The organism is Idiomarina sp. UBA3176 (genome assembly GCF_002364295.1).
Lineage (GTDB): Bacteria > Pseudomonadota > Gammaproteobacteria > Enterobacterales > Alteromonadaceae > Idiomarina > Idiomarina loihiensis.
The window spans coordinates 64,708-89,023 of record NZ_DEXU01000027.1; the positions used below are offsets into that span (position 1 = coordinate 64,708).

Annotated in this window: 21 protein-coding genes and 1 other RNA gene; 10 read left to right on the plus strand and 12 right to left on the minus strand. The window is 46.4% G+C overall.

Annotated features, from left to right (window positions below; genetic code table 11):
* The first annotated feature begins 3 nt into the window (after positions 1 to 3).
* Together merP and merA are read left to right on the plus strand one after the other, a co-directional pair.
* Positions 4 to 303 (plus strand): mercury resistance system periplasmic binding protein MerP, encoded by a 300-nt coding sequence (gene merP, locus B2U97_RS13425; RefSeq protein WP_114981132.1) that lies wholly within the window; start codon positions 4 to 6, stop codon positions 301 to 303.
* Between the two features lie 55 nt (positions 304 to 358).
* Positions 359 to 1,762: a mercury(II) reductase gene (gene merA / locus B2U97_RS13430; RefSeq protein ID WP_011234883.1), complete on the plus strand. Its 1,404-nt coding sequence runs from the start codon at positions 359 to 361 to the stop codon at positions 1,760 to 1,762.
* 481 nt (positions 1,763 to 2,243) lie between these two features.
* On the opposite strand, the gene B2U97_RS13435 is transcribed toward merA, so the two are convergent.
* From B2U97_RS13435 to B2U97_RS13455, 5 genes are read right to left on the minus strand one after another with little or no spacing between them, the layout of a single operon-like run.
* Entirely contained in the window at positions 2,244 to 3,653 is a 1,410-nt protein-coding gene (locus tag B2U97_RS13435; protein ID WP_011234884.1) for an ATP-binding protein, read from the minus strand.
* Positions 3,650 to 4,315, minus strand: a complete 666-nt coding sequence (locus B2U97_RS13440; RefSeq protein ID WP_011234885.1) for a response regulator — start codon at positions 4,313 to 4,315, stop codon at positions 3,650 to 3,652. The genes B2U97_RS13435 and B2U97_RS13440 overlap by 4 nt, the downstream gene beginning before the upstream one ends.
* Complete coding sequence (locus B2U97_RS13445) at positions 4,316 to 5,878, minus strand: phosphoethanolamine transferase (protein ID WP_286822841.1); 1,563 nt, start codon at positions 5,876 to 5,878, stop codon at positions 4,316 to 4,318.
* Positions 5,859 to 6,554, minus strand: coding sequence for a phosphatase PAP2 family protein (locus B2U97_RS13450; protein ID WP_011234887.1), 696 nt, complete (start codon positions 6,552 to 6,554; stop codon positions 5,859 to 5,861). Before B2U97_RS13450 ends, B2U97_RS13445 begins: the two co-directional genes overlap by 20 nt.
* A complete protein-coding gene (locus tag B2U97_RS13455; RefSeq protein ID WP_011234888.1) occupies positions 6,542 to 6,904 on the minus strand; it encodes a diacylglycerol kinase in 363 nt (120 codons plus the stop codon). The genes B2U97_RS13450 and B2U97_RS13455 overlap by 13 nt, the downstream gene beginning before the upstream one ends.
* Before the next feature lie 116 nt (positions 6,905 to 7,020).
* Here B2U97_RS13455 and B2U97_RS13460 point away from each other — a divergent pair, with 116 nt between their 5' ends.
* Together B2U97_RS13460 and B2U97_RS13465 are read left to right on the plus strand one after the other, a co-directional pair.
* Positions 7,021 to 8,994, plus strand: a complete 1,974-nt coding sequence (locus tag B2U97_RS13460; protein WP_011234889.1) for an LTA synthase family protein — start codon at positions 7,021 to 7,023, stop codon at positions 8,992 to 8,994.
* A 15-nt stretch (positions 8,995 to 9,009) separates the two neighbouring features.
* Positions 9,010 to 9,306 carry a type II toxin-antitoxin system RelE/ParE family toxin gene (locus tag B2U97_RS13465; RefSeq protein WP_286822842.1) on the plus strand — a complete coding sequence of 99 codons (297 nt, stop codon included), beginning with the start codon at positions 9,010 to 9,012 and terminating at the stop codon, positions 9,304 to 9,306.
* Between the two features lie 10 nt (positions 9,307 to 9,316).
* Here B2U97_RS13465 and B2U97_RS13470 read toward each other — a convergent pair.
* The 6 genes from B2U97_RS13470 to B2U97_RS13495 all read right to left on the minus strand — a co-directional run bounded on the left by B2U97_RS13470 (position 9,317) and on the right by B2U97_RS13495 (position 15,733).
* Positions 9,317 to 10,473 (minus strand): IS3 family transposase gene (locus tag B2U97_RS13470; RefSeq protein ID WP_414653518.1). Its coding sequence is split into 2 segments (ribosomal slippage): positions 9,317 to 10,239 and positions 10,239 to 10,473, totalling 1,158 coding nucleotides; the frame shifts between segments, so codons are not numbered across the junction.
* 367 nt (positions 10,474 to 10,840) lie between these two features.
* A complete protein-coding gene (locus tag B2U97_RS13475) occupies positions 10,841 to 12,058 on the minus strand; it encodes an integrase domain-containing protein (RefSeq protein ID WP_011234891.1) in 1,218 nt (405 codons plus the stop codon).
* A 192-nt stretch (positions 12,059 to 12,250) separates the two neighbouring features.
* Positions 12,251 to 12,609: a transfer-messenger RNA gene (gene ssrA, locus B2U97_RS13480) on the minus strand.
* Positions 12,610 to 12,710: 101 nt separating this feature from the next.
* Positions 12,711 to 13,364 (minus strand): isoprenoid biosynthesis glyoxalase ElbB, encoded by a 654-nt coding sequence (gene elbB, locus B2U97_RS13485; protein ID WP_011234892.1) that lies wholly within the window; start codon positions 13,362 to 13,364, stop codon positions 12,711 to 12,713.
* 35 nt (positions 13,365 to 13,399) lie between these two features.
* Positions 13,400 to 14,518 carry an NADH:flavin oxidoreductase gene (locus B2U97_RS13490; RefSeq protein WP_286830581.1) on the minus strand — a complete coding sequence of 373 codons (1,119 nt, stop codon included), beginning with the start codon at positions 14,516 to 14,518 and terminating at the stop codon, positions 13,400 to 13,402.
* 72 nt (positions 14,519 to 14,590) lie between these two features.
* Complete coding sequence (locus B2U97_RS13495) at positions 14,591 to 15,733, minus strand: peptidase C39 family protein (RefSeq protein WP_286822844.1); 1,143 nt, start codon at positions 15,731 to 15,733, stop codon at positions 14,591 to 14,593.
* 122 nt (positions 15,734 to 15,855) lie between these two features.
* Here B2U97_RS13495 and B2U97_RS13500 point away from each other — a divergent pair, with 122 nt between their 5' ends.
* The 5 genes from B2U97_RS13500 to purN all read left to right on the plus strand — a co-directional run bounded on the left by B2U97_RS13500 (position 15,856) and on the right by purN (position 20,843).
* Positions 15,856 to 17,307 carry a TrkH family potassium uptake protein gene (locus B2U97_RS13500; protein WP_286822845.1) on the plus strand — a complete coding sequence of 484 codons (1,452 nt, stop codon included), beginning with the start codon at positions 15,856 to 15,858 and terminating at the stop codon, positions 17,305 to 17,307.
* A gap of 16 nt (positions 17,308 to 17,323) precedes the next feature.
* On the plus strand, positions 17,324 to 18,355 hold the full coding sequence (locus B2U97_RS13505) for a sensor histidine kinase (protein WP_286822847.1): 1,032 nt from the start codon (positions 17,324 to 17,326) through the stop codon (positions 18,353 to 18,355).
* Positions 18,352 to 19,065 carry a response regulator gene (locus B2U97_RS13510; protein WP_286822848.1) on the plus strand — a complete coding sequence of 238 codons (714 nt, stop codon included), beginning with the start codon at positions 18,352 to 18,354 and terminating at the stop codon, positions 19,063 to 19,065. The genes B2U97_RS13505 and B2U97_RS13510 overlap by 4 nt, the downstream gene beginning before the upstream one ends.
* Positions 19,066 to 19,149: 84 nt before the next feature.
* Positions 19,150 to 20,205 (plus strand): phosphoribosylformylglycinamidine cyclo-ligase, encoded by a 1,056-nt coding sequence (purM, locus tag B2U97_RS13515; protein ID WP_286822849.1) that lies wholly within the window; start codon positions 19,150 to 19,152, stop codon positions 20,203 to 20,205.
* Positions 20,205 to 20,843 carry a phosphoribosylglycinamide formyltransferase gene (gene purN, locus B2U97_RS13520; protein ID WP_272987995.1) on the plus strand — a complete coding sequence of 213 codons (639 nt, stop codon included), beginning with the start codon at positions 20,205 to 20,207 and terminating at the stop codon, positions 20,841 to 20,843. Before purM ends, purN begins: the two co-directional genes overlap by 1 nt.
* Positions 20,844 to 20,954: 111 nt before the next feature.
* On the opposite strand, the gene B2U97_RS13525 is transcribed toward purN, so the two are convergent.
* Positions 20,955 to 21,704, minus strand: a complete 750-nt coding sequence (locus tag B2U97_RS13525; protein WP_272987997.1) for a DUF3108 domain-containing protein — start codon at positions 21,702 to 21,704, stop codon at positions 20,955 to 20,957.
* A gap of 147 nt (positions 21,705 to 21,851) precedes the next feature.
* Between B2U97_RS13525 and fadE the strand changes: the two genes are divergently transcribed.
* Positions 21,852 to 24,305 (plus strand): acyl-CoA dehydrogenase FadE, encoded by a 2,454-nt coding sequence (gene fadE, locus B2U97_RS13530; RefSeq protein ID WP_286822852.1) that lies wholly within the window; start codon positions 21,852 to 21,854, stop codon positions 24,303 to 24,305.
* The last annotated feature ends 11 nt before the right edge of the window (positions 24,306 to 24,316 follow it).

Consider the following 24,316-nt stretch of genomic DNA (forward strand, 5'->3'; position numbering starts at 1 on the left):
ACAATGAAAAAAGCAATGATAACAACCATTTTATTTTTACTGTTTAGTATGCCCGCATTGGCGGCTGAGAAAACCGTCACGCTATCAGTACACGGTATGACATGCGTCACCTGCCCAATTACTGTCAAAGCTGCACTCGGTGAAGTCGCAGGTGTGAGCGCCGTCGATGTCCGTTTTGAAGAGCGGGATGCAACAGTGACATTCGACGACGAAAAAACGTCAGTTAAGGAGCTTACTGAAGCAACGACAAATGCAGGATACCCATCAACACTGAAAGCAACGGCGGCAAAAAATCAGTCATGAAACATCACAATACCTTATAGCTACTGTAAAACTGAAAGACCAAGGAGTAACCGTTATGAGTAGTAACAATTTACACATTGCTGTCATTGGTAGCGGCGGCAGTGCGATGGCTGCGGCACTCAAAGCGACTGAAGGAGGTGCCCGAGTGACGCTCATTGAGAGAGGTACTATTGGCGGAACTTGTGTCAATATTGGCTGTGTCCCGTCTAAAATCATGATCCGAGCGGCTCATATCGCCCAACTGCGGCGAGAAAGCCCTTTTGATAAAGGCTTAAGTACTCATACTCTTAAGGTAAATCGATCAACTCTCCTCGAGCAACAACAGGCTCGGATAGAAGAACTCCGTGAATCCAAATACCAGAGTATTCTTAGAGAGAATTCCGCCATTACCGTTATTAACGGCGAAGCCCGCTTTATAGACGATGAAACTCTTTCCGTATCACTTTGCGATGGCGGTGAGCAAACGGTTCACTTTGACCGTGCTTTTATCGGCACCGGGGCCCGACCCGCACAACCACCCATCCCCGGCTTAGCTGAAACCCCTTACCTTACTTCGACAAGCGCATTAGAGCTAAATGACATTCCTAAGAGCCTCCTTATTATTGGAGCCTCGGTCGTTGCTCTTGAGTTAGCACAAGCCTTCGCGCGTCTCGGTAGTGACGTTACTGTTTTGGCCCGCAGTCGAGTGTTATCCCAAGACGAGCCTGCCATTGGTGAAGCAATAGCGACTGTTTTTGATCGCGAAGGCATCAATGTGCTTGAGCATACAGAAGCCAGCGAAGTGCGTTACGACGGACAACACTTCATTCTCAAAACCAATGCCGGAACATTAAAAGCAGAACAACTGCTCGTGGCCACAGGCCGTACGCCCAATACGGAAAACCTCGATTTAAAAACCATCGGTGTACAAACTGAACGCGGTGCAATAACGATTAACGATCGCATGCAAACCTCTAACTCAAGAGTATATGCGGCAGGCGACTGTACGAATCAGCCGAAGTTTGTCTATGTCGCCGCCGCAGGCGGCAGCCGAGCCGCTATTAACATGACGGGCGGTGATGCGCATCTTGATCTCAGTGCCATGCCCGAGGTTATCTTTACTGATCCACAAGTCGCCACGGTGGGTTTATCAGAAGCTGATGCTAAAACTGGTGGTTACGTCACCGAAAGCCGCACGTTGGGCCTTGAAAATGTCCCACGGGCATTGGTTAACTTCGATACCCAAGGGTTTATAAAAATTCTCGCAGAAAGTGGCAGCGGCCGGCTGCTCGGTGTTCAAGTCGTCGCAGGAGAAGCTGGTGAGTTGATTCAAGCTGCTGTAATGGCGATAAGAGCAGGAATGACAGTCAATGAGTTGGCTGATGAGCTCTTCCCATACCTTACGATGGTAGAAGGCTTAAAGTTATGTGCTCAAACATTCACTAAAGATGTTAAGCAATTATCTTGCTGCGCTGGATGAGACAATTGATAGGGAGAAGACAAGACCAACGGCAGATCAATAAGCAGTAAAAGTACGCTTGAGAAGGGTTCGCAACTACGAGCTGCTGGCTCCTACCAAGAGCAGTAGTACATTTATAAAACAAAAGATACGGGTTCATTGCATGCAATACATCGTGAAACATTGAGAATTTTCAGACTGTTCGCGAGCAAGTACCGTCAGTAAGGCTCGGGCACCTAAATTTGTACCATTGACGACGGTATTATGCACATTGATGATCTATTTATTAAAGAAGCACACCGCCAATACGGAATTGATAATGACCTGGTAGAGACACTGCTAAATTTAGTGGATTTGAGAGGGATGGTAAGCCGAGATTTGTACAGAAATCGCCAAATTAGAGCTAACGACTTGGTAACTTAAACATTATTCTTGAAGTAAAGTTTAAATCATCAGGATCCGAACAACTCAACCTGACGGCAACTATTTCTTATCGCCTAACTTATGAATTTAACTTAGCTTCCAAAACTGTGCTTTTTGGAAGCTCTATTTGTACTGCAAATCCGGTTGGATGAATATTGTTGAATGATATTTTTCCATCGTGCAATTGTATTATCTTCGAGGTAATGGATAAACCAAGACCAGAGCCGTCGATTCCACTATGCCCTTGAAACCGATAAAACCGCTCTCCCATTCGCTGAAGCATTTCTGTGGGTACTCCGGTGCCTTGATCCATTATTTTGATAGTAATGCTTTCTGATGTTTCAACTGCATTTATTTGTATCTTGGAATCTGCGGGTGAAAATTTCATGGCGTTGGATAGAAGATTGGTCAACGCGCTTATTATCAAAGTTTCATTGCAGGCTATCTTGATTGTGGGAGCGTCGATTTGCCATTGATAATTCTCGACCGTGTTTGTGGGGAGAGCGTTGATGGCTGCAGAAACAAGCGTTTTGAGTTCAATCTCGGAGAAATCAGTAGACTTATCCAAACTATCCAGTCGATTTAAGCGCAAGAGTTGATTAACTAAATGCGACATGCGCTCTACGGTACTAAAAATGGCTTTACCGGACTGTTTGGAATCCTCCAGCGATTCAGCGTGAATAATATTTTCCGCATGTACTTGAATTGCGCTTAACGGTGTTCGTAACTCATGTGACGCATCAGCAATAAAACGCTTTTCCCTCTCTGAAAACATCTTAATTTGATGTAATAATTTATTAATTGCCTGCTTTATCGGGATCAACTCTTTGGGCAGTTCTGACTCAATTGGTGACAGGTTGTTTAACGCTCTGGCTCTTAAATGAATGGCGAATCGATTAACCGGTTTCAGTACAAGATAAACAATAAAGAGTATTATTAAGCTTATCGGTACCCACATCAATACTAGCGGGTACAGCTGTTCTGTAGCCAAGTAACCACTGAGCTCACTGCGTACATCCTCCCGTTGAAAGGTACGCACCCAAATGCCCTTAGATTTCGAAAAATAACTAAAGATAAACCATGTCTGCGCATCATTTTCTAACGTATGGTAGCCAGCGTCTAAATTTTTCAGCGGCAGTATCTTCAACTGATTAGTTAAGGCCAGCAATTTACCTTCAGAGTTGTATATGTGATAGCCGATTTTAGATTCGTACTTATGGCCGCTAGGGCCTCTCTCATTAGCGGACTCATCTTCACCGGTATCATTGTAGTTTGATATTGGGATCCTTTTAGGTACAGACTGAGTTTCCGAAGAGTGTGTATAAAATGCTGCCAGCGACTTTGCGGTTTGTGCGAGTTGCGCATCAAAAACTTCATCTAACTCGTGCAGAATATCCCGATAGCTAGCCCAGGCTGTGAACACTAATACAGCAATTACAGCTAAGTTAATGCCAATAACCAATGAGCGGCGAAGCGACCAGAATTTCATGATGACTCATCTTTTAACAGATAGCCTAAACCTCGGATGGTAGTTATCAGGCTAGGGTTCAGTTTTTTTCGTAAATGGTGAATATGGACCTCTAACGAATTGCTTTCGTTATCGCTATCCCAGCCATAACATGCAGTTTCTAACTGCTCTTTACTCACTATCTTTCCGACATGCAACGCGAGTTGTTTGAGTAATATCCATTCTAACCGGGTTAAATTAATGAGTTTGCGCTGAAAGCGACATTGTTGTGATGCAATATCAACGCTCAGATCGCCGCAATTTATAACATCATTAAGTTGGAGGTTTGCTTTTCGCACCTGAACCCGAACACGGGCTTCTAACTCACGTAGCTCAAACGGCTTTACTACGTAATCATTGGCGCCCTCATTCAGTGCCAGCACCTTCGTATCAACATCATCCCAAGCGGTGAGTACGACAATAGGAACGGGTTGTCCTGCCTTTCTCAGTTTTTTGATCAAGGATACGGCATTGCCATCAGGCAGGCCAAGATCAAAAATTGCCAGTTCGAATTGGTCAGTTTTAAGGGCACTTTCCGCTTGCGACAGATTCATAGCGAGTTCGACCATATAACCCATACGATTCAGGCCCTTAATGATACCTTCTGCCAAGGTTTTGTCATCTTCAAGGAGTAGTAGACGCATTTACATATCTCTCGTTAAACGGGTTAAATCAAGGCTTGGATTATAAAGTGACGTTTCTACATTAAAGTAACCTAATACAGTATGCGAGAAATTATCGTGATTAATATTGGCGTCTGTATTATTCCCCGTCATTTCAAATGTCTCTGAAGGCCAAATTATCCAAGGGATATGTCGTTGCTCCTCGGGCGCTAACCAATTTGGTAAACCATGCAGGTAGATACCGTTATCACCCAGGGACTCACCGTGGTCGGATACATACATCATACTGCTCTCCAGCTCTTTGTGGCTCCTCAATAACCTAATGGCCTGACTCACGAGCCGATCAGTTATCAATAAACTGTTGTCGTACGCATTAATAATTTCTTCTTTTGCGCAGTTTGTTAATTCCTCGCTTTTACACTCTGGTAAAAAATGTTTGAGTTTCTCTGGCGAGCGTTTGTAATATGCTGGCCCATGACTACCCATTTGGTGAAGCACAATAATCGAATCCTGAGTGATGTTTCGTAACCAGGAGCTCAAGTCATCAAGCATCTCAAAGTCGTAGCAGCCCGTTTCTCCGCACCGATCTTCATCCATTACAATGGTATGAATACGGTTACAGACGTCCTTGCACCCGGAGTTGTTTTCAATCCAGCTTGCTCTGATACCGGCATTTTCTAACACATCTAATACGTTACTGGAATTTCTGGCGGCATTGGAATAAGTGTCTGCCGTTAAAAAACTGAACATGCAGGGAACAGAAACAGCCGTAGCTGTGCCGCATGACATGGCAGCTTTGTAGCTCAAGATTGGTTCTGAAGTTGCTAACTGGGAAAGCATGGGTGTTGTCGGACGCTCATAACCATTCAGTGAAAAGTGATCTGCACGCGCTGTTTCGCCCAATATGACAACCATTACTTTTGGCTTTGCCGAAGTTTTAGTTTGCACCGCGTCCTGCCCCAAAGAGGTAAACTGAGCCGGCCTTTCTAGTTTTTGTCTTATGACTGAAACACTCGCCGAGATGACATTGAATGGGACGATCCGATATTTTACATCCCGATGGTTACGAAATAAGGAGGCAAAGTCGTCATAACTTGTATAAACAATACCGACCGCTAAAAAACAGAAGCAGACTGCTGTAACAAGACTTTGTTTGATCTGTGTAAGTGTTCTTGCTTTGGGGATTTTTATGTACATCAGCAATAACGAAGGGATGATACCCAGTGCCATTAACGTGATAAAAAAACTGGTAGAAAATTGGTCTCCGGCCTCTGCTGGGTCGGTCTCCATGGTATTGATGAGCATGTCGGAGTCAATAACAATGCCGTATTGCAGCATATAAAATGAGGCCGGCGCAGCCACAATAATTAAAATAATCGCCAGTGGCTTGAACGCATTAATAAACCGGCTTAAGGCCAGCACAAAAGCATAAAAACAGAGTGTGAATGCCATTAACTTAAACTGTGTGAATGACTGGACACCATAAGCCTCCAAAGTGTTTAATAAAGGCGCTGAGTAGGCAAAGGTTAACCAAGTTGCAACAACCATTAACAGTATTGAAAAATTAAGTGTCAGTCGTTTCATGATGCTCACCTATATGAAAAATGAGTAACGCGATGCTCCAGCAAATAAACGCTGTAGTGATATCGTCGACGAAGAAGTGGGCGCCACGCAGTTGTTGTGCAAAGCCGAGAGTGAAGCCAACAAAAAGTGAGAAAACAGCCGATGTATTAGCAAGGACGGGCTGATTTTTACGCCAGAAAAAATAAAGCCCGATCCAGGCAAAACCGATACTCGAATGCCCCGACGGAAAGCATCGTCCTGAGCTAAAGGGGCTGTCATTCAACGACCACAAACTGAAGTAAGGTTTGGTGCCGCCGTATACACGCAGATCCCAGGGACAGTCCATCCCCAGAGTCGCTTTAAGGTAATTAACCAAGCCAAAAGACAGTAAAATAGATAAGAGCAGCAGCATATAGCGACGCCGCTGAGCGTTATTTTTTCCCGGAAAAAACTGGAATAAGGTTAAGGCCAGTAGCGAAATGACAGCGATGAGATTGAGGTTCCGAGCACCTTCATGAAAAATGGTTTCAGTAATGAAGTGGTGTTTAAGTGACCACTGCCCCCCTTCTAGCCGATAGAGTGCATTGGCAAATAGAAATTTGAGATCAAATAATTCTGCCGTTGTTAACACCGCAATAAAAATGACCAGAGTAATCAGCCAACGTTGGCTGGTTGTTGTCATCTTCAAAGCTGGCATAAGAGTGCTGCCCAAACGATGATGAACTGAATGATCGCAAGAAATACAGCGGCCGACGCGATATCTTTCGCTCGCGCGCTAAGCTCATGAAAGTCTGCGCCGATACGGTCGACTACAGCTTCTACAGCGGAATTAAGCAACTCAGTAATGAGTAAGCCGGACAGAGACAAAAACATTAACAACCGCTCTGCTAACGCCAACGGTGCCAGCACTAAAATAGGCGCTAATAAAATGAACAGTAACACTTCTTGCCGAAATGCGGCTTCAAAAAGCCATGCAGCTTTTAGCCCCTTTATGGAATACCGCGTTGCATGAAGTATTCGGATTACTCCTGTTTTGCCTGGTTTCATGATGAGTCCTGTCACGATAAAAAAATACATCCTAAACGACCAATATTAAGTTCAGCTTAAGGTTCCCCCTTTACTATCCATCGCATCACTAAAGCTACAAATGGATTGGATTCTTAATGTGGAATGTTTTGCTAAAAAAAGCGACGCGGTCTTTAGCGCACTATCAGACGCTGATTGTAGGATTTGCGCTTGGCTTAATCATTTTGAGTGTCAGCCGTCTGCTGCTGTTTATCTGGCAGTTTGATCGTGTAACGGAGGCGGCGAATATTGGCTATCTGATGGTGATGGGATTGAGGGCTGACGTTGTTCAAATGGGATATCTGACACTGCCATTATTGTTATTTGCGCCGTTATTTCTAAACCGATGGGGTTTGGGGCTATGGCAAAAACTTCAGAGCATCTGGTTGATTATCGCTATTACCTATATTGCGTTTATGGAGATATCAACGCCAGCTTTTGTTATGCAATACGATTTGCGACCTAACCGCTTGTTCATTGAATATTTAGAATATCCCAAAGAAGTGTTTAGTATGCTCTGGGCTGGTTTTAAACCCTGGTTATTTGTAAGCGGCGTGGTTGTGATTGGCTGTTTATATGGGTTAACTAAATTAGCGAAGCGCTTGAATACATCACCCCCCATCGATAACAAGAAGGTTGTCAGTTCTCTGGTTGTCTGGCCGTTGTTAGTGATCCTTGTCTTTGCTGGTGTCCGCTCAACTCTGGCGCACCGGCCGGCTAACCCAGCCTTTTTTGCAGTGACGTCTGATGCGCTTGTGAATAGTTTAGTTATTAGTTCAGCTTACTCTGTCGAATATGCAATTTATAATATGCGTCATGAGGCAAGCGCTGCCAGTGTGTATGGTAAGGTTCCCATCGATCAGATACTTAATACCGTGAAAAAACAACCTCACTTAGTTGAGAAAACTTTTCCGTCTGAAAAATACCCAACAGTGCATTTTAATCCCGCCTCCCGTAATTACAACAAACCCAAAAATATTGTTGTTATTTTGGAGGAGAGTCTGGGGGCTACTTTTGTTAAAGATTTAGGTGGGGTTGGTGTGACACCAAATCTTGAACAGTTACGACAGGAAGGTTGGTGGTTTAAGCAGTTGTACGCGACAGGAACTCGCTCGGTTCGCGGTATTGAGGCGGTCATCTCAAGCTTTTTACCAACGCCTGCAAGAAGCACCGTAAAACTCTCTTTATCGCAGCAAAACTTTTATACCGCGGCGGATTTGTTGTCGCGTAAAGGCTATTTTACCGAGTTTATTTACGGTGGTGAAACCCACTTCGACAATATGGGGAGCTTTTTTACCGGCAACGGATTTCAATCAATACTGGGGCAAGGTGACATTGTTAACCCACAATTTGTGGGCAGTTGGGGGGCTAGTGACGGCGATTTATTTAATACGGCGCATCAGCGATTTAAGGAACTGGAAAAAATCGGGCAACCTTTTTTTAGTTTAGTTTTTACATCGTCCAATCATGAGCCGTTTGAGTTTCCGGACAATGCAATTGAGCTCTATTCGAAGTCAAAGAATACGGTTGAAAATGCGGTTAAATACGCAGATTTCGCTCTGGGTGAATTCATTAAAAAGGCAAAAAGAAGTGAATATTGGGAGGACACGATTTTTCTAATTGTTGCAGACCATGATACGCGTGTCTACGGCAACGAATTAGTGCCCATTAATAAATTCCATATACCCGGGCTTATTTTGGGAGGGTCTATTAAACCCAGGAAAATAGATTCAATAGTCAGTCAAATTGATTTGTTACCGACTGTTATATCGCTTGCGGGTGTTTCTTCCTGGACTCCGTCAATAGGGCAGGATCTATCTGCAGAAAATGTACCGTTTGCCAATCGTGCGATGATGCAATTTGGTAATAACTATGCGTGGATGACTAACGACGCTGTGATCATTTTAACGCCAAGCGGAAGTATGGCTGGTTACTATGATTTCCATAAAAACAGTTTTGTCAGAAGCAGCAAAGTACATGACACATTGTATAACGACGCTTTAGCACACGCACTTTTACCTTCATGGCTTTACCAAAACCTTGCTTACTTTGTGCCGGAGGATCTAAATTAGCATATTCGTTCGGCTATGGTTGAGGCGCTAACCTCCTTTCATAAGTGCTGGATTTCTAAGGTACCTTTGCGAAACAAGGCTCTGATAGCTGCCCGCGAGGCCGTTAAAAACATCCACCAGGACGTCCTTGTTTTGGCTCATCAACCCGAAAATGGCCGCCCTCTGAATGATATGCCCGTCGAATTTAGAGAGTGGCTCATTGATTTTGGCCAGAGTGGCCATCTCGCACTGTACCGTTACGATGGTTTTGAAACGATCATCCTAGCAGTGCTTGCCGGTTCATATCCAGTATATAATCACCAAAACGACTAATGAATCGCCACTAGTTCACTAGACACTCAGTAGCCGTTTTTTCAAAACGTTTTTCATACTCTACCGGCGATAACTGATCATTGGAACTGTGCCGGCGTTTTGAGTTGTAAAACATCTCAATGTAGTCAAATACATCTCGTCGAGCTTCGGCTCGGTTTGAATATATTTTCCGCTTAATACGCTCTCTTTTAAGTAGCTGGAAAAAACTCTCAGCAACAGCATTGTCATGACAATTTCCACGGCGACTCATGCTGCCTTCCAGATTGTTGCTCCTTAGGAAGGAGCTCCAGTCATGGCTTGTATATTGGCTTCCTTGATCGGAGTGCACCACTACTTTCTGTTTAGGCTTTCGTCGCCATATGGCCATGAGTAGCGCATCAAGAACTAACTCTTTTGTCATTCGTTGCTGCATTGACCATCCAATGACCCGTCGCGAGAACAAGTCAACAACCACCGCTAAGTAGAGCCAGCCTTCATGGGTTTTAATGTAGGTGACATCGGTTACCCAGGCCTGGTTAGGCTGCTCAGTATTAAACACCCGGTTTAATCTATTAGGCGTAACGATATGAGAGACACCACCACGGTGGCGAGGCTTACGATAACCAACCTGAGCCTTAAGCTGGCTTAGTTTCATCAACCGGTGAACTCGATTGATACCAATCCGCTCTCCATATTCGCACAAATCGCTGTGGATTTTTCGATAACCGTAGACGCCACCAGATTCTAACCAGAATTGCTTAATAAGGCCTGTCTGGCGAATATCGCGCTTTTGTCGACGCGAGCAAGGCTCTTTGCGCCACGCATAATAACCGCTTGGATGGACGTCCAGTAAGCGGCATAACTTACGTATCGGCCAACAGTCCTTGTGATGCTTAATAAAGGCGTACCTTAGTCGGACTGCTTCGCGAAGTACGCCGCGGCTTTTTTTAATATGTCACGCTCTTCAGTGACACGCTGTAATTCTTTTCTTAAGCGCTTTAGCTCAGCCTGCTCTTCGGTTTGAGCAGCGTGTTTTTCTGCTTCTGGACCGTACTTCTTAACCCAGGCGTACAAACTATGAACGGAAACATCGAGCCGTCTTGAAACGTCAGCAACAGAATAACCTTTATCGGTGATCTGACGGACAGCTTCGATTTTAAACTCTTCGGGGTATCGGTTGTTACTCATAAGCACCTCTTTTATGCCATTATCTATGGCTATGAGGTGTCTAGCAAATCAGTGGCGATTCACTCATCCAGAGTTTAGTTTGCACATTCAAAAAATATCACCTATATACAAAATTCACATTAGAGTTAAACACTAAGCTTAAAATAGGAAGGTTAATTATGGCAGTAAAACACACACCAACCGGAGTTGTGCATCAAGGAAGTAAAGGCGGGAGAACTGGTTGCGGATTCAACACTAAAGAAAACTCAAGTCACTGGGTGAACTCACACGAAAAAATAAATTGTGACAAAAAAGGCTGTAAAAGCTAATTAAAGCACGGTGGAGCTACTACGCCTTCTCAGGAGCCCCTCGTTTATCCCATACCGTCTCATATGCCCGCGCGGACGGCATTATCAAGATAGTCCCCCCACCACTGCATCAATTCCCGACGGCGTTCCAAATACTGAGATCTATTGTAAGCACTGCGTATCTGGTTAGGGTCAGTATGCGCCAACGCAGATTCAATCAGATCAGGATCCTTCCCTTCTTCATTTAGAATAGTACTCGCCAAAGCTCTTAAACCGTGGCTAACGAGCTTATCTTTATAATCCATGCGTCGTATCGCCATATTCGCAGTTTGACTGTTTACATGCGTGTTAGGGTTCTTCATTGAAATGAAAATATGCTCTCTGTTACCGCTAATCTCTTTCATTTTATCCAGCACTTTTATGGCTTGCGTCGGTAGAGGAACAATGTGCTGACGTCGCTTTTTCATTCGTTCAGCCGGTATAATCCAATTAACCTCACCGTTATCTAACCTTTCAATTTCTTCCCACCTAGCGCCAGCAGCTTCAGATGGCCGAACCATCGTAAGTAACTGCCATTTAATTAAATGCCTAGTAACCTTACTGACGCTAGTGTTTTGGAGTTTATCCAAGAATACCGGTAGTTCATCCTTTCCTATTGTTGGTAAATGCTGCTTTTTGGGCGACTGAAAAGCTGCTTTCACTCCAGCTAGGGGATTAGCCTGGATAACACCAGTATTCGTGGCGAAGACCATGATTTCATTAACACGTTGAATAACACGCTTCACAGTTTCCAAGCGTCCTGACTTTTCTATTGGTTTAAGTACCTGGATAAACATCGGCGCAGTAATTTCATTTATCGGCTTTTTGCCTAAGTCTGGGAATACATGAAGCTCTAGTGATCGCCAAATGTCATCCGCATAATCATCCGTGACTTTGGTTTTCTTAGTTTCAAACCAATCTTCAGCAACTTTACGTAAAGTCGACTCTTGCTCAGTTCGCTGAGTCCGAATACTTTCATCTCTAGAAAGCTTAGGGTCTATGCCTTCAGCAACTTTTGCCCGAGCCTCTTCCGCTAAGCTTCTGGCCTTTTTTAGGCTAACCTCAGGGTACATCCCCAACCCCATATTCATACGTTTCTTTGTAACTGGATGCAGGTAATTAAAATTCCATAACTTTGAACCACTGGAAGCTCTAATGCGCAACTGAAGCCCCCCACCATCAGAAAAAACACAGTCTTTTTCCTTTGGCTTAGCTTTTTTTATTTGACTGTCGTTAAGCGGAGTCACAGGCCGTGGCATATCAAAATCTCCAATCGTTGTATTCCTGGATTGTATACCCATCGCTCAGGAATACAACCTGGAATACAAAAACGTTAGGCTTCCCTGGAATATCGTGAGATTACTTGAGAATCTAAAATAGCTTAAGAGGCTCTATGAAAGGGGCTTTAGGCATAAAAAAGGGCGCTACTGGAGCGCCCTGATTTAATAATGTGGTGGAGCTGGCGGGAGTTGAACCCGCGTCCGCAATACCTACATCCTCGGTCCTACATGCTTAGTCAGTCTTTTAGTTAATCAGTGTGACGCCGACTGACAGGCTTCACAACTGACGAGTCCGATTGGTTTTAACGCTTCAGCTCCGGACAAAGCCTCCACGCGAGTCTACATTAGTTTGAGCCATCCTGGTCCGGTCTCGCAGACAAAGCGCCGGGGGATGGGCTTAGCGGGTTATTAAGCCGCTAGAGCGTAGTTGTCGTCGTTTGCAACTATTAGGTTGAGGCTTTTTACGAGGCCTGCCTCACCTCGGCATGCACCTTGGGTTTCGTGTATCCCGTCGAATCCAGATCAGCCCCAAAGCTATTACTTACGTAACTTGTGTACTATAACTCAGACACCGCTTAAGTGCTATAAGTTCTGCACTTAAGCGGTTATTTATTGGACGCTAAGTCAGGTATTAAGCCGCCATATACAAAACTTTTTCAACCAGCTTGCTAATGCCCTCTTCGGCATCCGGCAGGTTTTCAGCCAGCATATAGGCCGGTGTGGTAACTAACTGGTGTTTGTCATCAACAACAATATCGCGAACACCGCAGTTCACATGCTCGCCGCCCATTTTATTAATGGCACTGGCCACTTCACCGTCGTTACCAATGGTGACTTTCACACCCTTGCCGTATATGTGTGGCAATAAGACAGGGGAAATGCACATATAGCCTGCTGGCTTCTTCGCCTCAACAAAGGCTTTACCAACTTTCAACACCTGGTCGTTTACCGTCATATCAGCACCTTTAACGGCAAAATCGCAGAAGTTCTTGGCAACACCAAAGCCACCCGGCAATATTAACGCGTCAAACTCAGACGAATCTAAGTCGGTTAAGGGTTTTACCTCACCGCGGGTAATACGTGCAGCTTCTTCCAGCACATTGCGCTTATCACCGCTTTCTTCACCCTTAAGGTGGTTAATGGTGTGCATTTGCTCAATGTCCGGCGCAAAGCACTCGTAGCTGGCCCCCTGCTTTGCTATGTGCAATAGGGTTAATACAGCTTCGTTCACTTCGGCTCCGTCAAAAACACCGGAGCCGGATAAAATAACTGCTACTTTTTTCATAGTCGAAACCTCCTGTCCGCTACTTAAAATTCGCTTTAATCCAGTTCAATGTGCGCGTCGTTTTCATCGCGCCACTTCCACTCATTCTCAAGTGTAGCGGTTGGTTGCAGCATGGCAAAATCTAACTGGCGTATCGGCTCAGAAGACTTAATGCGAATTGGAAAGTCTGGGTTCGCTAACGACGTTTTCGCCATAGCAAGCAAAGCATTAGGATAATGCCCCGCGACGTGCTCATAGTTTTTCTCGCTAATACCACCGTTTACAATTAACGGAATGTCCGAAAACTCCTGCACAATATCGCCCAATGATTTATTGCTTCCGCCTTTAAACGGCTTACGCATTACGTCGGTATCTGTTGTGTGAATGTAATCCACACCGGCTTTCTCCATCGCCTTCACTACTTTTATCATGGCGTCTTCGCCTTCCGGCCACTGATAATCAGAGTCAGTCACGGTAATTTGGCTTAAACGCACACCGACAATGAAGTCATCGCCTGCGGCGGATTTCGCGGCCTTAACCACTAACTCCAGAAAATGCATGCGTTTTGCCATGTCTCCGCCCCACTGGTCAGGACGCTGGTTAAAGTAGTCACTTAAAAACTCATTCAATAAGTAACCATTAGCTGCGTGCAACTCAACCCCGTCAAAACCCGCCTCTTTAGCCCGGTTTACAGAACCAACAAAACCGTTCATAACAGCATCAAAATCCGTTTCATCCATGGCTTTCACTTCGGGCCAACCATCGGTTTTTCCATACAAGTCCAGCGGCTCACCTTTAGGCTTTATTTCGCTGGGCGCAATGGGTGTGTCTGTGTATTCATTATGCTGGAACTGAGCGCCAGCATGCATCAACTGCATAATAAACTTGCAGTCATGCTTGTGTACTCGTTCGACAATTTCTTTCCAGGCATCGGTTTGTGGTGCGTCAGTAATACCCGGCTGATTTTCATACCCCTGGCTTGCCTGCCGGTCTGTGTAAACGCCTTCGCTGATGATCATGCTCCAGCCACCTTTCGCGAAACGCTCGTAATACTCGCCCATTAACTCAGTTGGCTTGCCTTTCTTGTCGGCACTGGTTCGTGTCATGGGAGCCACAACAAAACGGTTTTCAAGCTTGTGGCCTTTTAATTCAAAATCATCAAATGCTGAACTCATACGGAATTCCTTTTTCATCTAATACTGTTATATGACTTTGAGCATAATTACGCAGAATTCAAGGGGAATTGATCACTTTGTTGTTAAATCAGCTGAAAGTACAACTGCTGCTTTTTGCTTACGACCGCCGTAGCCAAAGGCTTTGCTGAAGGTACTTATAGGCACAGGTAAATATTGACGTTCGGTTGGAGATTCCCAGGGTAAGGTGTCGTAATCGGGGTCATTGATATAAATGAAGTCATCGTCTGCTGCGCAAATTAAGACCCAATGCGGCGCCCTAATACCATCAAACTGGTAAGTAGAAATAAGCACCATAACCAGACAGCCCTGGCTTAAATCTTCTTTTATTAAGGTTACGTCGTAGTCGCGCACAGCAATAGGGACACCATGCTTTTCCAGGTACGTCATATCGGCCTGCTGTATGCGCTGCATTACCGTTTTCTTCTGCTCCTGACGAACCGAATCCACAAATAATGGCTGGTCGGTATTGACCTCCACCCGAACTTTCAGGCCACGTTGAAACGCCGCCCGCGCAAGCCCATGAGGGCCACAGCCGCCGTGCCCGGAGGTCATATAAATGGTGGTGGCCTGACGCCAAATTTCCAGCTCTTCGGCTTGCGGGTCGCTACTGGGTCGGCCGAAATAGTCCATAGCCATCAGCAAGCTTGCGGGGCCGCAGGTAAACTCCGTCGACTGGGTCAACATAGGAACGTACTCTTCGGTTGCTCCCACGCCCGCATCTTCGCCCATTTCGTAACGAGGCAACAGTTTTTGCAGAACCAGAGCATCAGTCGATTGCGATGCAGAAGGCGGGAAATAGGCTTCGCGCAGCTCTATTGCCCGGAAGCCTTCGCTGTTCATCAGCTGTTGCCCTACTGTATTTGAGGTTGCCACCTCGGTACGTAAAAACAGGGAATGCCGCTCATCAGCAAGGTCTTCTGCAGCTTGCAACAAACGGCGACCATAGCCATTACTACGATGCTCCTTTTCGACAACCAACGCATAGAGTCGAGCCAGATTCGTATTATTTCGGTACAGGACAACGGTATAACCAATGACCTTTTCCTCAAACAGTAACACCTGAAAATCGGCACTAGGCGACTCAATAAACCGCCGAAAACTGCGCTTACTGATCGCATCTTCGGGGAAAGTGACAGCTTCTAGCGCCGCTACCGCGTCTAAATGCTCATTACGTGCCGGTTGAATACTGGCCATAAAATAAAACCCCTTAATTTTACGCAAATTTTACGCCTAAAGACGCTTTCGGTATAGAGATTTTACGCCCTGCAGAATTAACCTTAGCAATAGAAAAAGTCGGTTCTTCGCATGAGGTAACAGTGAATCTAAAAGCAACGTTGCGCCTATTAACCTGGCCTATGATCTGGATTGCCTCAATTCAGTGTTTTTTTGGTTTGCTTTCGGTTTTTGTCTTTAGGGACAAAACCTTTACCGACTTTATTTATTCCTCTTTGCTCTGCCTTGTTCTCGCCCTCTTTCTATTCATACGCACTAATAGCGGCGAGCAAAAGAAAATTTTTTTCCGCGAAGCCTTAGCTTTTGCGTCTTTTACCTGGATTTTAATGGGCGTTCTGGGGGCATTACCCATTATGTCCGTTACCGGGGTTAGCTTTACCGACGCTGTATTTGAGTCGGTCAGCGCTATGACCACCACCGGTGCCACCATTCTCACCGGCCTTGATGAAATGCCCAAGAGCTTTTTATTGTACCGCCAGTTTCTGCAATGGATGGGCGGGCTTGGTATCGTTATTTTTGTGGTCGCCATTCTTCCAATGCTGAATGTGGGTGGTATGCGCCTGCTTAAGGCTGAAACTCCGGGTCCCATTAAAAATGAGAAGTTGGCACCACGTGTTGCAAGTACCAGCCGTTACCTCTGGTTAGTCTACCTGTGCCTGACAATAGGCTGTGCCGGCAGTTACTGGCTGGCCGGAATGTCTCCTTTCGACGCCATAGCTCATAGTCTGACGACAGTATCAACCGGCGGTTTTTCGCCCTACGACGCCAGTATGGGCCACTTTCAGCAACCCATTATTCTTATAGTGGCCGATGTGTTTATGATTCTGGGGGCTATCAGTTTTGCCCTGCACCATAAAGTGTTTACAGCCAGAGCCATAAGTGGCTACTGGCAGGACGAAGAGACCCGCTGGTTCTTAATTGCGCTGGCCGTTTTCAGCGTTATTCTTACCGCTCTGGCATTTAACGCTCAAACTCACCATTCCTTCTGGGAGTCTCTGAATCAGGCGGTTTTTCATGTTGTTTCCTTTATGACCAGTACCGGTTACGGTGCCGATGACCTCTCTGCCTGGCCTGCGGCTACGGCTGGTTTTTTAGTGGCAGCCAGTTACCTGGGCGGCTGTGCAGGCTCTACGGCTGGGGGCAATAAATTTATCCGTAATGTCATTACCTTACGCATTTTGAAGCACCAAATGCTGCAGGCCATACATCCGCGTGCCATTATGAAAGTGGTATATCAGGGAAAAGCAGTGACTAACGACGTGATTCAGGCGGTAATGAGCTTTATGCTAATGGTCGCAATTAGCTCAATGGTACTTACCCTCATATTGATGCTGACCGGGCTGGACTTTTTCTCGGCATTTACCGCCGTTTCGGCGTGTCTGAACGTACTTGGCCCGGGTTTTGGCGAAGTTTCCAGTAACTTTATTCCGGTATCAGACACCGGCACCTGGGTACTGACATTAGCAATGATTTTAGGACGCCTTGAATACTTTACTTTGCTAACATTGTTACTTCCTCAATTCTGGCGGGACTAGCACATGAGATTAGAACATGAGTAAACAGCCCTTGTTAGGTTACCTGGCCTCCGTTGCCATCACAGGCACCGCGGCGGGTCTTGCCTACCTGCTCGATCACTGGTTACTGCCAACCTCGGGTACGGTACTCATTCTGCAACTAGCGGTGTTGCTTATTGCGTTTTTAACCAATTTTCGCGCGGCACTACTTGCCGTTGTTCTCGCCCTGCTGTTGTTTAATTTTTTATTTACAGAACCACGCTATTCGCTGCACATGACCGACATAGACGAAATGGTTACTGCAATTGTATTTATTGCCGTAGGCGTTATTACCAGCCACTTAGCTACCTCGTTCAGAAACCAGAAAGAAAGCTTACGTCAGGCTCAGTTGCGCTCAAACATTTTACTGTCGGTTTCACACGACCTGAGAACTCCGCTCGCCAGCGTCATTGGTAATTTAAGTACATTGCAGGCGTATCAGGAACGCTTGCCGGAACAAGAGCGGGCCGAGCTGTTACAGGGTGCGCTGGATGAAAGTGACCGCCTGCATCGTTATATCGAAAACCTGTTACAGGCCACCCGGCTTCAGCACGGCGAAATTCGTCTGACTCATGCAGTACAGGATATTCGTCCGGTTATCCGTAAAACTCTGTCGCGCTTTGCTTCACAAGAACGGTTACTGGTTAACGATAATTTACAGCACGCTATGGTTGAGGTTCAGTCCTCGCTGCTGGAGCAGGCACTGTTTAATGTTATTGATAACGCGATGCGCTTTTCCGGCGACACAGCTCCCGTTACTTTAACTCTGTCAGAGACCGACGAGTTTGTTGTCATCGACATACAAGACCAGGGACCCGGCATAGAAACCAGCAAGCGCTCGCTTGTATTTAATGTTTTTTATTCGTCGCGCGAGAAAGACTCAGGCACTGGCGGAACCGGTCTGGGTCTGTCCGTTGCTAAAGGAATAATCGACATTCATAACGGCCACATAAGTATTGAAGAAAGCTCTGATGGCTGCCTTGTCCGAATTAAATTACCACGCGCCAACATCACAGAGGAAGTCTCATGAATGCACAAGCCCGCACCGACGGCCCCCGCATTTTAGTCATTGATGACGAACCACAGATACGACGCTTTATGCGTGCCTCGCTCACCGCCGAAGGGTACACCTACCTGGAAGCAGCGACAGCCGGGCAAGGGATAAAGCAGATTACCAGCCAGAACCCGCATTTGGTTATTCTGGACTTAGGTCTGCCTGACGCTGACGGCTATCAGGTAATGCGACAGCTGCGCGAATGGAGTCAGGTGCCGGTACTGGTACTGACCGCACGTGACGACGAACTGCAGAAAGTTAAACTACTGGAAGGCGGTGCTAACGACTACCTGACCAAACCCTTTGGTATTCGGGAGCTTATGGCGCGTATTCATGTTTTATTACGCGACCTCTCCGATCAACAACCCACAGCCGAAGCTCAGCTTCGTTTTGGTGAGTTACTCATCGACCGCGAGCAACACAAAGTGTTTCTGCAAAACGAGATGGTTAACTTGTCCCGTAAAGAATACGCTCTACTGGATTTCTTAGTCAGCCACCCGCAAAAGCTCGTTACTCAGCAACAGTTGCTGGAGAAAATTTGGGGTCGAACGCATCAGGAAGACACTCACTATTTGCGTATTTTTGTCAGCCAGGTGCGTAAAAAGCTCAAAGATGACCCGGCACAGCCAAAGTATATAGAAACAGAACCCGGTGTTGGCTACCGGTTTATCGCAGATAAATCCTGACACAATAAGGAGCCGCTTAAGCTACCTTTTGTGGCCTAAATCGTGTTAAACTTGCGCGCAAATTTTGCCAGTCGGGATTATTCTGTGAGCGATAAAAAACCTTCTTTAAGTTATAAAGACGCGGGCGTCGACATTGACGCTGGTAATGCATTGGTTGAACGTATTAAAGGCGTTACCAAGCGCACGCACCGGCCTGAAGTCATGGGTAACATTGGTGGGTTTGGTGCTCTGTGTGAAATTCCGGCAGGTTATAAACAGCCGGTTCTGGTTTCCGGCACCGACGGTGTGGGTACCAAGCTGCGTTTAGCTATAGACCTTAAGCGTCATCGTGGTGTAGGTATCGACTTAGTCGCTATGTGCGTCAACGACCTTATTGTACAGGGCGCTGAGCCACTGTTCTTCCTTGACTACTACGCAACAGGAAAACTGGACGTTGACGTAGCAGCCGACGTGGTTGCCGGTATCGGCGACGGTTGTGAACAGTCGGGCTGTGCTCTTATCGGTGGCGAAACCGCAGAAATGCCGGGCATGTACGAAGGCGGCGACTATGACTTAGCCGGTTTCTGTACGGGCGTGGTGGAAAAGTCTGAAATTATTGACGGTACCAAAGTTGCCGACGGCGACGCTTTAATAGCGCTGGCATCCAGCGGCCCTCATTCAAATGGTTACTCGCTTATTCGCAAAATTATTGAAGTTAGCGGCGCTGATTTAGAATCTCACTTACAAGGCAAAACACTGGCTGATCATTTATTAGAGCCTACCCGCATTTACGTTAAGTCGGTTCTGGAGCTGATTAAACACGTCCCTGTACACGCGTTGTCACACATTACAGGTGGAGGCTTCTGGGAAAACATTCCACGAGTTTTACCGAAAGGCAGCAAAGCCGTTATTGACGGCAACAGCTGGGACTGGCCGGTTATTTTTGACTGGTTAAAAGAAAACGGCAATGTCAGCATGAAAGAAATGTACCGCACCTTTAACTGTGGTGTGGGTATGGTCATCGCCGTGCCTAATGACAAAGCCGATAAAGCCATTCAAATTCTGACAGACGCAGGTGAAGACGCCTGGAAAATTGGCCGTATTGCCAACGCGGCTGAAGGTGAAGAGCAAGTCGACATTCTGGCCGACGAGACTCACTAATGAAGCGTATTGTTGTACTAATTTCAGGCACCGGTAGTAATATGCAGGCCATTCAACAGGCCTGCGAAGATGGAAAAGTCGCCGGTGAAGTGGTTGCAGTTATTTCCAATAAAGCCTCGGCTAAAGGCCTGGAAAAAGCTGCTGCTAAAGGCATTGATACCGAGGTTCTCAGCCACAAAGAGTTTGACTCTCGCGAGGCTTATGACGCCGAACTGAAGTCGCTGATTGACAGTTACCAGCCCGATTTAGTGGTTCTGGCCGGCTTTATGCGAATTCTGACGGGTGACTTTACACGCCACTATGAAGGCCGCATGTTCAACATTCACCCTTCTCTTCTTCCTAAATATAAAGGTGTGAATACGCACCAGCGGGCATTAGACGCGGGCGATACCGAACACGGCGTGAGTGTGCATTTTGTGACAGAAGAACTCGACGGTGGCCCGGTGGTATTGCAAGCCAAAGTACCTATTTTTGAGGGCGACACAGTGGAAGAAGTTCAGGCTCGCGTGCACGAGCAGGAACACCGTATTTATCCGCTGGTGGTTAACTGGTTTTGTCAGGAACGTCTTAAGCTGGAAGGCGGCCGGGTAACACTTGACGGAGAAGTACTAGGCCAACAAGGCTACGCCACAGATTGACGGCGTAGCCTGCCATTCATGTCAGGTGGGGTATTGAACATTGAACCTGACATGAATGTCAGGCTACATAAATGCCAGATCAAATACATATCGTGTCAAACAAGCACCAGTTTACATAGACAAGCTTTTCAGTGACATGGTTGCCTGCTCGTCACCTTCTTTGAATTGCTTCATTTTCACCATCACGTAATTTAGCTCCGGCGCAAACCAGAAAAAGGTCTGGCGCCGGTTATTATCCCTTATACGCCCGACTTTTATTGCTTCAACCTCACCGTAAGGCAACGACAACTCTTCTGTTGTCAGCACCTCAAAACGGTATTCGTCTTCTTGACCTTTTTCATCAACCAACCGGTACTTAAAAGTTTCAGCTCCGCTGGCCAAATCTACACGTAATTGTTCGGTCACATTGGCTTCATCAAATAACGCGTCTTTCCAGTTCACATCCAGCATGCGCCCGGTATCCACATTGCGAACCTTTTTCTCATTCGGTTTGAATTCACCATGAAAGGACTTATCCGATCCGGTGCCGGTTCTCATGTAAATAAATTCGCGAGGCTCCAACCGGCTATTCTCTTCATCCACAATAAATACTGAACGAGCTTCACGGGTGTCCGACAAAATAAACCAGGAAATATCCGACTTTGTTCGCAGTTGCCATTCGTCCTCGGGCGACACCTCAAGATAACGGTAACCTTCCCCATACTCGCTGTCACCACGCGTGATCACGTAGTCAGCCTGATACGGCTTCATTGATTGTTCGATGGGTTGCCCGGCGTTCTGCTGACTATCTGCAACAGCGGTATTCATTGCCAAGCCACTTAATAATACGCTGGATACCAGCCAACTGACGGTCCTTTTCACTTTCACTTCTCCCCTTCTGTTCACTACTGGACGTTTATATTGACAACAAAATTCAAACGCCCGTTCAATTTTTCCTTGAAAATATACTCCGGTTGATCTAACTTGCACAGTATCACTGGTCAGACCTCCAAATCGGAGTATTACATTATGAGTATTGCACTTTGGATTGTCGCTACTGTTATAGTCGCGGCTGCATTAATCTACAAACGAGCCAGCCTGGCTATGTTCAGCGCCGGTCTGGTTATTATGTTCGCTATTGGTAGCGCAATTGACATTGTTGGCCCAGTGCTTTGGGCTATTCTGGCAATTGTTCTGGTTCCGCTTAACATAGCGCCAATTCGTTTAAACCTGCTGACTAAGCCTATTCTTAGCGCATATCGCAAAGTAATGCCAGAAATGTCTGATACCGAGCGTGACGCACTGGAAGCCGGTACGGTCTGGTGGGACGGCGATTTATTCAGTGGTGACCCTGACTGGTCAAAACTTCATAAGGTACCTAAAGCCGAGTTAACGGCTGAAGAAAAAGCCTTCCTGGACGGGCCTTGTGAAGAAGTCTGCAAAATGCTGGACGACTGGGAAGTAACCCACGAATTAACAGACATGCCTGAGCACGTCTGGCAATACCTGAAAGACGAGAAATTCTTCGCCATGATCATCAAGAAAGAATACGGTGGCCTGGAGTTCTCTGCCTACGCGCAGTCTCGTGTTTTACAGAAGCTTGCCGGTGTTAGCACGGTGCTGGCCTCAACCGTCGGCGTACCTAACTCATTAGGCCCGGGCGAATTGTTGCAGCATTATGGTACCAAAGAACAGCAAGACCATTACCTGCCACGCCTAGCCAGCGGTGACGAAATTCCCTGTTTCGCACTAACCAGCCCGGAAGCCGGTTCTGATGCAGGCGCTATTCCTGACTCAGGTGTTGTGTGTAAAGGTGAGTGGAACGGCGAAGAAATTGTCGGTATCAAACTGAATTTCAACAAGCGCTACATTACCTTAGCACCAGTAGCTACTGTTTTAGGTCTGGCATTTAAAATGTACGACCCTGACAACCTTATTGGTGAAGAAGAAGAGCTGGGTATTACCTGTGCGCTTATTCCTCGTGACACCAAAGGCGTTGAAATTGGCCGCCGTCACTTCCCGCTGAACGTGCCATTCCAGAACGGCCCAATTCGCGGTAACGACGTATTCGTTCCATTAGATTACATTATTGGTGGACAGAAAATGGCTGGTAAGGGCTGGCGTATGCTGGTTGAATGTCTGTCAGTCGGCCGTTCAATTACCTTGCCTTCAAACAGTGCCGGTGGCATTAAACAAATGGCTCTGGCAACTGGTGCTTACTCACGCATCCGTCGTCAGTTCAAATTACCTATTGGTAAAATGGAAGGTGTTGAAGAGCCACTGGCTCGCATCGGTGGTAACGCGTACCTGATGGATGCGGTGACTATGTTATCCACCAAAGGTATTGATTTAGGCGAGAAGCCTGGCGTTATCGGTGCCATTGCGAAATACCACATGACTGAGAAGCTACGTGCTTGCATGGACGACGCTATGGACGTTCACGGTGGTAAAGGTATCTGTTTAGGCCCGAATAACTATCTTGGTCGTGGTTACCAGGGTGTTCCGGTCGCCATTACAGTAGAAGGCGCCAACATTCTTACCCGTAGTATGATGATATACGGTCAGGGCGCTATTCGTTGCCATCCATTTGTTTTGAAAGAAATGGAAGCCTCGGCTGAAAAAGGCCCGGATGCCTTGAAGAAATTTGATAAAGCCGTGTTTGGTCATATTGGCTTTGCCATCAGTAACTTTGTTCGTTCACTGTTCTATGGTTTTGGTGGTCACCGCCTGAGCTCTGTTCCGGCTAGCGACGAAACCCGTAAGTACTACCAGCAGATGAACCGCTTTAGTGCCAACATGGCGTTATTGTCAGACATTGCCATGGGCAAACTGGGTGGTAGTCTTAAACGTAAAGAGCGCGTTTCTGCGCGCTTAGGTGATATGCTCAGCTACCTGTACATCGGTTCTTGTGTACTGAAGCGTTATCATGACCAGGGTCGCATTAAAGAAGACTTGCCGTTAGTTCACTGGGCTATGCAGGATACTCTGAATAAGCTACAGGAAGCGCAGCTGGAAATGCTGGCGAACTTTGGTGGTGTGGGTAGCTTCATGCGCGCCGTTATGTATCCGTTAGGCCGTATTGCTAAACGTCCTACAGATAAAAACGATCATGAAATTGCCCGTATGCTAATGTCACCAAACGACGTCCGTACACGTTTAGGTGAAGGCCAGTTCCTGAGCCCTGAAGGTCACTTTGGTTTCCTTGAAGAAACCCTGAAAAACGTGATTGCCTCAGAGCCACTGTACGACAAAGTTTGTAAAGCAGCAGGTAAACGCTTCAGCTTTACTCAATTAGACCAGCTAGCCGCTAAAGGTAAAGAGCTGGGCGTATTAAGTGACGACGAAGTTGCTCTGCTTGAGCGCACGGAAGTTGGTCGCCTGCGTACCATTAACGTTGATGACTTTGCTCCGGAAGATTTATTGGCCGGTCAGGCAGCATTCGATTATGCCCTGAAAAACCTTAAGAAAGATGAAGCTGCATAACAGCTGAAGGT

Bases quoted from the DNA above. Each gene is read 5' to 3' on its own strand.
- merP (WP_114981132.1), top strand. From the start codon at position 4: ATGAAAAAAGCAATGATAACAACCATTTTATTTTTACTGTTTAGTATG.
- B2U97_RS13435 (WP_011234884.1), bottom strand. From the start codon at position 3,653: ATGAAATTCTGGTCGCTTCGCCGCTCATTGGTTATTGGCATTAACTTA.
- B2U97_RS13440 (WP_011234885.1), bottom strand. From the start codon at position 4,315: ATGCGTCTACTACTCCTTGAAGATGACAAAACCTTGGCAGAAGGTATC.
- B2U97_RS13490 (WP_286830581.1), bottom strand. From the start codon at position 14,518: ATGAGTTCAGCATTTGATGATTTTGAATTAAAAGGCCACAAGCTTGAA.
- merA (WP_011234883.1), top strand. From the start codon at position 359: ATGAGTAGTAACAATTTACACATTGCTGTCATTGGTAGCGGCGGCAGT.
- B2U97_RS13450 (WP_011234887.1), bottom strand. From the start codon at position 6,554: ATGCCAGCTTTGAAGATGACAACAACCAGCCAACGTTGGCTGATTACT.
- elbB (WP_011234892.1), bottom strand. From the start codon at position 13,364: ATGAAAAAAGTAGCAGTTATTTTATCCGGCTCCGGTGTTTTTGACGGA.
- B2U97_RS13460 (WP_011234889.1), top strand. From the start codon at position 7,021: ATGTGGAATGTTTTGCTAAAAAAAGCGACGCGGTCTTTAGCGCACTAT.
- purN (WP_272987995.1), top strand. From the start codon at position 20,205: ATGAAGCGTATTGTTGTACTAATTTCAGGCACCGGTAGTAATATGCAG.
- B2U97_RS13445 (WP_286822841.1), bottom strand. From the start codon at position 5,878: ATGAAACGACTGACACTTAATTTTTCAATACTGTTAATGGTTGTTGCA.
- B2U97_RS13505 (WP_286822847.1), top strand. From the start codon at position 17,324: ATGAGTAAACAGCCCTTGTTAGGTTACCTGGCCTCCGTTGCCATCACA.
- B2U97_RS13455 (WP_011234888.1), bottom strand. From the start codon at position 6,904: ATGAAACCAGGCAAAACAGGAGTAATCCGAATACTTCATGCAACGCGG.
- fadE (WP_286822852.1), top strand. From the start codon at position 21,852: ATGAGTATTGCACTTTGGATTGTCGCTACTGTTATAGTCGCGGCTGCA.
- B2U97_RS13510 (WP_286822848.1), top strand. From the start codon at position 18,352: ATGAATGCACAAGCCCGCACCGACGGCCCCCGCATTTTAGTCATTGAT.
- B2U97_RS13475 (WP_011234891.1), bottom strand. From the start codon at position 12,058: ATGCCACGGCCTGTGACTCCGCTTAACGACAGTCAAATAAAAAAAGCT.
- B2U97_RS13465 (WP_286822842.1), top strand. From the start codon at position 9,010: ATGGTTGAGGCGCTAACCTCCTTTCATAAGTGCTGGATTTCTAAGGTA.
- B2U97_RS13495 (WP_286822844.1), bottom strand. From the start codon at position 15,733: ATGGCCAGTATTCAACCGGCACGTAATGAGCATTTAGACGCGGTAGCG.